This window comes from Myxococcus sp. AB025B (genome assembly GCF_006518215.1).
In the GTDB taxonomy this organism is placed as follows: domain Bacteria; phylum Myxococcota; class Myxococcia; order Myxococcales; family Myxococcaceae; genus Myxococcus; species Myxococcus fulvus.
Map to the genome: position 1 here is coordinate 1 of NZ_SRLW01000432.1, position 6,283 is coordinate 6,283.

At 66.0% G+C, this 6,283-nt stretch carries 6 protein-coding genes; 1 reads left to right on the top strand and 5 read right to left on the bottom strand.

The window, feature by feature from the left end; genetic code table 11:
* The coding region (locus tag FL311_RS44535; RefSeq protein WP_305036186.1) for a hypothetical protein at positions 1–353 on the top strand (353 nt) is incomplete at its 5' end.
* An 800-nt stretch (positions 354–1,153) separates the two neighbouring features.
* Here FL311_RS44535 and FL311_RS39945 read toward each other — a convergent pair.
* From FL311_RS39945 to FL311_RS39965, 5 genes are all read right to left on the bottom strand, one after another.
* Positions 1,154–2,344 carry a hypothetical protein gene (locus FL311_RS39945; protein ID WP_141332888.1) on the bottom strand — a complete coding sequence of 397 codons (1,191 nt, stop codon included), beginning with the start codon at positions 2,342–2,344 and terminating at the stop codon, positions 1,154–1,156.
* Positions 2,345–2,717: 373 nt separating this feature from the next.
* Entirely contained in the window at positions 2,718–3,074 is a 357-nt protein-coding gene (locus FL311_RS39950) for a DUF2019 domain-containing protein (RefSeq protein ID WP_141332889.1), read from the bottom strand.
* Positions 3,075–3,084: 10 nt separating this feature from the next.
* A complete protein-coding gene (locus FL311_RS39955) occupies positions 3,085–3,453 on the bottom strand; it encodes a DUF2019 domain-containing protein (RefSeq protein ID WP_141332890.1) in 369 nt (122 codons plus the stop codon).
* Positions 3,453–4,934: a hypothetical protein gene (locus FL311_RS45710; RefSeq protein ID WP_228557404.1), complete on the bottom strand. Its 1,482-nt coding sequence runs from the start codon at positions 4,932–4,934 to the stop codon at positions 3,453–3,455. Before FL311_RS45710 ends, FL311_RS39955 begins: the two co-directional genes overlap by 1 nt.
* A gap of 511 nt (positions 4,935–5,445) precedes the next feature.
* A partial coding sequence (locus FL311_RS39965) for an ExeA family protein (RefSeq protein WP_228557405.1) occupies positions 5,446–6,283 on the bottom strand: 838 nt, incomplete at its 5' end.

A 6,283-nucleotide genomic window follows, 5' to 3' on the forward strand; every position in this document is an offset into this window, starting at 1 on the left:
CCAAGGCGCTCCTCTCCCTCATCCTCGTCGGCCTGCCCGAACTCGACTCGCGCCTCGCGATGCGCCGCAACCGCAGCCTCGCCTCCCGCCTCGCACGCCGGCTCGCCATCGACGCGCTTGGACCCGAGGACACCGCGGAGTATCTCCGCCTGCGCCTGAAGAACGCGGGCTGCGAGCGAGAACTCTTCGCCTCCGACGCCATGGCGATGCTCCACGAGGCCGCTTCCGGCGCCCACCGCGACATCGACCGGCTCGCGACCACGGCGCTTCGCGAGGCCGCCCGTCGCAAGAAGAAGCTCGTCGAGCGCGACGTACTCGCTCGCGTGCTCGACACCGACTCCGCCGCTCTTTAGGCTACTCCCATCACCGGGCGCGCTCGCTGACGCTCGCGCTCGGTGATGCCCATCAACCAGGTGGATCGCTCGTCCATCAACCAGCCCGCCTCGCAACACCAATTGCCTATTGCGCACGATCTCGATGACCGTCGGACCATCTGGATTGGCTCCCATCCCCATCTCTCCATAGCGAATGGGTCTCTGGAGCCCGAGCTGCCCCGCAGCTTTCCCCGCTCGCCAATGGGTTGTCTTGGGGCCTGCGGGCCGATCAAGGCTCAGAGAGCGACGGCGATTCGTTATTGGTGGTCGTGAGCACCGACACGCAGCTCATCCCACTACCGGTCGCCTCGGCTAACGATGCCGAGCCCCTTGCCATGGTCTTGGCGGAGCTGCGGGCCCTCCGCGTAGAGGTCCAGGCCCAGCGCCAGGAGATGCTGGACCTACGGCATCAGGTCGGAGCCCCACTCCCAGTATCCATTCCTGTAGAGGAGGCTGCTCGGCGACTGGGCTGCGCCCGAACCCAGGTCTTCAAGCTGCTGTGCCGGGGACAGCTCCAGCGAGGGAAGTCCGTGGGTAGGCGCACCATGATCTCGGTAGCCAGCCTGGATGCACTTCAGACTGGCGAGTCCCAGAGGCAGCCCCGAAGTCGTACTGCCAAGCCCCGACGAGCCCAGGCACAGGCACAGGCGCTGGCTGCCGCCATCCGTGACCTGCCGCTTCTGCCCTCACCTCCGGTGCCGTCTTCCCCAGGTCGATGACGAGGACGACTTCACAGTCAGGATCTTGCGTCAGGACGGGGAGCGGCGACGACGTACGGTTCAACCGGCCACGACGACGAACTTCGGGGCTGGCTTCGGATCTTCGGGATGCTCCAAGCGCAGCGTCAGCCTGGCCATCGGTGGGATGAACGTGCCCAAGTAGAACCGCCGCGTCGTCCGCTGCGTCTTGTGCCCAACCAGCTCAGCGATGCTCGCGATGGGGATGCCGCCGTCCTTGGGCTGCACGAGCGTGCCGCCGGTCACGGCCCAGGTGATGAAGGAGTGCCGCAAGCGCTCCAGCTCGATGACATCCAGGCCGCTCTGCTGTGCGGTCCTGCGCATCGCCCTCGACAGGTAGACCCGGTTCGGAGCCCGACCACGGGCCTGGAGACGTTGAGCCGCAGCCAGGGCCTGAGCATTCACCGACACGACGTGTCCCTCTCCGCTCTTGTGCGGGAAGAAGAGCGTACCGGCGGTCTCCCCGTAGCCTTCGAGGAGGTTGATGACGCCCTTCCCTTCGGCCAGGCGCTCGATCTCGGTCCCGTGCATCCCGCACCAAGCCCGGAGGACGAACACGTCCCGGACCGGCTGCATGTCCACGGTCTGGAACTCACCTTCCTCTGGCTGGCGATCAACCCGGTAGCCGGTCACGTACCGGTAGCTGCTCAGAGCCGCATAGAACTTCTGGACGTGCTCCATCGTGTAGGCGCGCTCATCCATGGGGCGGGCCGGTTTGATGGTCGGCGTCTTCAAGTCGAGGGTCGCATCCTGCGTACGTGTCAGTCGGCCCTGCTCGCGCAGGTATGCGGTCAGGCTCTTGAGGGCGACGATGCGCTTGTGCTCCGCCCCCTTCATCTTCGCCAGGGCCTGCCGGTACTGCTGGAGTGTGACCTGTCGGAGATCCACGGCCCCCAGGCGCTCGACCCAGTCGGCGAGATAGCTCCTGATGTAGCGGATGTAGGGCTCGGTCCTCCCCTTCCGCCGCAGGTCATCGAGGAAGCCAGCGACCGTTGGGGCGTCGATGATGACGGCATCGGCCCTGGCCTTGGCGGCGGCCTCCTTGGCGGTCACGTACTGGTCGGGGTCCCGCTCGAAGAGCGCCAGCTCGGCGAGGGCCTGCTTCTCACTGGTGGCATCCAGCACCTTGGTGAAGCGCCGGCCCGCGACCATGCGCTCCAGCACCCACTGGGCTCGGCCCTTTCCGTCGATCTTGGTGCGTCCGCCTGCCCACTTGCCGGTCCAGCCGCTCATCAATCACCCATTACGTACAGGTTACGTATGAGCACTGAGCCCGGGCACCAGCCAGCTTGGAAAGGCCCATAAAGCCCAGTCGCTCCAATAGTTTATAACGTACCCTCTCGCGCCCCTGGATTCCAGGACGCTGGCCTTTCAAGCCGGTAACACGGGTTCGAATCCCGTCGGGGACATGTAAAAACGCGGGGTTGGACGGTGCGAACTGTCCAACCCCGTTCGTTTTTGGCCGCTGAGTGGCGTTACTACGGCGTTACGCCAGTCCGGGTAACGACACGAGCGCTCTTAGGTGAAGTTCGACGAGCGCGAGCTGACACAGGCCAGCAAGTCGGGGGACCTCTTCTCTCCTGGCCAAGCGAGCGCGCTGCTGGCGCTACTCCGGATCGAGGCTCCAGGCGCCTTCTGCCCAGCGCTTCAACGCCTCCTGAGCCTCAAAGGGAATGAGCCCTTCGCCCTTCGCCGCTTCTTCGAGCACGGCCTTGGCTTCTACGGTTCTGTACCGAAGCAGGTAGGTCGCAGCAGCGGTGCGCACGTCCATCCGTGGGTGCGTGAACAACTGGGCCAGCGCGTCCCGCCCTGAATCTCCGTGAGCACGCAGCTTCTTGAACGCGGCGATGCATCGATTCGCATGCTTGTTCCCGGTCTTGGCATCACCGCGCCAAATGGAGTCCGTTTGGGCGGCGACGTTCTCTGCAAACTCCTCGACCAACTGCGAAATCGATAGCGCCATTGCCCCTTCCTCAGTCGAACTTCAAGGAACCGGCCCGCCACTCTTTCAGAACCATCTCCGCATTGAACCGGGCGACCCCGGGGGGGCCATTAGCGAGTTCGCCAAGAACAGCTTCCGCAGCCTCGGGCATTGCCTCTAGGACGTGCGAAGCCGCCCATCCCCTCACGTGTGGATTCTCGCTGACCATCAAACTCGCAAGCACGCCTGTGCCCTCAGCGCCTCGTGCTCGAAGCTCTCTCCAGGCCGCGTCAATCCTGCGAAATTGTGCGTTGGTCGCTCGGTAGTCGCCGGACTCGCTCCCAGCACCATGTGCAGCGGCAGCCTCCGCATAGAGCGCACCAAGGGCTTGAAGCGACAACGACTTTGCGGGCGTCTTCATTAAGGGAGAGCTCCGAAGTCGCGAAGGATGTTCAACCCAAATTCGCGCTGAGCCTCATACGATTGAGCCCTAAGCCACTCACGCACAGTCTTGCCTCCTGAGATGCGCTGGTTCGACGAATAGAACGCGCTGACCTTCATGTGAAGTTCCTTGTCGAGCGCGACGACGTTCTCCGTGTTGTGGATCGCCTTCGGGCCGAACCTTCCCACATTGCCGTCGGTCTGCTCGACGATGTGGTGCCACTCCTTCCCCGGTCCTGCGGGGCCCATCGCTCGCTTGAAGGACTTGAACGACGAGTAGGACTTCATGCCGCCAGGGCCAGCGGGTGGCGTCGAACTGGGGCTGCCTCCCTCCCCTACTCGCTGAACGACGATGGCGGCCCCTGGCCCACCACTCAGCACCGCCGCGGCACGCCCCGCAGATGCGGACACGAGTCGCATGGCGACGGTGCCGTCAGCGGACAACACGAGCGCTGGGACCTCTGACGTGGCGAAGCCTGTTCCCCCCAACGTGCGCGTCGCGGCGGAGACGGTCCCCCACGTCGCGATGAGGTTCGTCACCAGCCTGGAGACGGCCTGCACTTGCTCGCCCCGCGTCATGTACCGGAAGCGCTCCAGGTACTCGGGCGATGACTCCAGCAACGCCACCACAGCGGCCGGCATCTCCCGGAGCGCCGCGAGGTTGTCCGCTGGCGACGTCGAGAAGAACTTGCCCACCGCGAGCGCGAGCCCGACGAACGCCTCTTCGGCCCCGTCCAGGGTGCGACTGATGACGTCGGCATCGTCGTGGACGTCGGCCAGTGGGAAGCCGTTCTCCTCCCGCAGCTCCTCGTTGAGCAGTCGGAAGACACCGGTCCGCCCGTCGTAGAAGCGGCCCAGCTCGAAGCCGTGCGCGCGAAAGGCCCCGTCCTTCCACTCCACATCCCCCACCCGTTGCTGTGTCCTCCCGGTGCGTACCCATGCGAGGCGCCCGTCAGGCCGAAGCACCGCCAGATGGTTGAAGCGCGCCACCCGGCGCACCAGCTCCGCCCGCGACACCTCGCCCGTCGCCAGCACCTCCCGCAGCACGAAGCCCACCGCGACACGCGCCGGGAACTGGCCCAGCGTCACGTCCCTCTTCAACAGCGCTTTGAGGAGTCGCGCCGCGTGAGTCGGTGAGAGAGAACTTCCCGCGACTGGCCGCGTGTCGCGCTCTTCGAGTCCCGCACTCTGAAGCAGGACATCGAACGCATCCTGCTGCCTACGGCCTGCCCCGAGGGACACAGACTCCCGGAACATGTGGCGGCGGTGGAGCGGTTGCCTCGATGGGGCGTCGGCCTCTTCGGCTTCCTGTTCGCGTTCGGAATCCTCGCCCGAAGCGCTCCACCGCTCCCCGGGAAGTCCCGCGCGCTGATGGAACGTGTCCCTGCGAGTCGAGGACTCCACCCCAGCGCAGCCCATGAACAGCAGGGCGACACCCACCACCCAAAGGCCAGCACGCATTCCTCTTCCTCTCGCAGCCTTCCACGGAAAGCCCCCAAATCCTGGCACGCACGACTGACACGCTCGAAGAAGCCAACAGTGGCCGCACGCACTCGCCGCGCAGCGCGGAGGAAGGCGACCAGGACGTCCGGACATCTGCGCGGAGGTCCATTTCCACCCTCCGCGCGAGAACCTCGGAAATCGCTATTCCGGAGGTAGCATCACCGTGTGCCCACCCTTCTACCGCGCTCATCGAAGATGGGCCGGACCTGGACGCATTCGAGGCCTGTTGCTCGCGATTGGGCTCGGGACCCGCGGTGCTGCGCGACTATGTGAAGTCACTCAAGCACTCCTGGGCAGAAGCCTCGTACGTCCCCGACGTGTTGACGCGCACGTCTGCTGATGGACGCGCAAACCGGCTGGTTGATGGCCATCCGTCAGGAGCAGGCGGGCCGTCAGCGGGCGTGATGCCCCTCAAGGCCGGCTCCGGGACGCCACCAGGAGGGATGATGGCGTCCCAAGGCCGAAATGGCTACGCGGCGAACTGGGCGCGCTCAATCACGCCGCGAGCGAGCTCTCCGTCGACGAGCTTGCGCTTGAGACGGGCGGCGTCGCGCAGGCACAGCAGGGCGAGGCGGTCGAGTTCGCGATGTGCGCCCTCGCTGGCCTCGTGCAGAAGCGCGACGGCGTCACGAGGGAATAGCTCGCGCTCGCAGCCTGCCAGGCGCAGGCGGTGGCGCAGGTACTCGGCGGAGTCGTCGAGACAGACGGGGGCGATGCGCACGCGCGTGTGCAGGCGCGACAGCAGCGGCTTGTGGAGACTGGTGCAAAGGCGGGCCTCGAGCTCGGGGAGTCCGACGAGGATGACGGAGAGGAGGGGCCGGCTGTCCCAGTCGTAGTTGAGAAGGATATGCAGGTGCCCGAGCACGTCGGGATGGAGCAGGTGCGCCTCGTCGAGAAGGAAGACGGGGTGGACGCGGCTGGTGGCCAGTTCCTGCACGTGCGTGGTGACGGCGTGGAAGACGGCGGCCGCGGTGGCCTTCGCCTGCAGGCCGAGCGCCAGGCACAACTGCCGGTAGAAGTCGCGTCGACCGAGCGTCGCGTTGTGGCAATAGCTCAGGCGGAAGCGCTCCTTGGGGAGGCGCTGGCGCAGGGCGCGCAGCACGCACGTCTTGCCGACGCCGGGCTCGCCGGCGACGAGGACGGACTGACGCGAATCGAGGGCGTCGATGACGTCGGTGACGACGGCCTCTTTCGAGGCGGGCAGCCACAGCTCGGCGTCGGCAATCTCCTTGGTGAAGGGCAGGTGGGCGAGGCCGAAAGCGGAGAGAAGTTGCTGGGACATGGGCGCGTCACTCCAAGTCTGGGGC

Excerpts from the sequence above, each read along its gene's own strand:
- FL311_RS39950 (WP_141332889.1), bottom strand. The coding sequence starts at position 3,074 with ATGGCGCTATCGATTTCGCAGTTGGTCGAGGAGTTTGCAGAGAACGTC.
- FL311_RS39945 (WP_141332888.1), bottom strand. The coding sequence starts at position 2,344 with ATGAGCGGCTGGACCGGCAAGTGGGCAGGCGGACGCACCAAGATCGAC.
- FL311_RS39955 (WP_141332890.1), bottom strand. The coding sequence starts at position 3,453 with ATGAAGACGCCCGCAAAGTCGTTGTCGCTTCAAGCCCTTGGTGCGCTC.
- FL311_RS45710 (WP_228557404.1), bottom strand. The coding sequence starts at position 4,934 with ATGCGTGCTGGCCTTTGGGTGGTGGGTGTCGCCCTGCTGTTCATGGGC.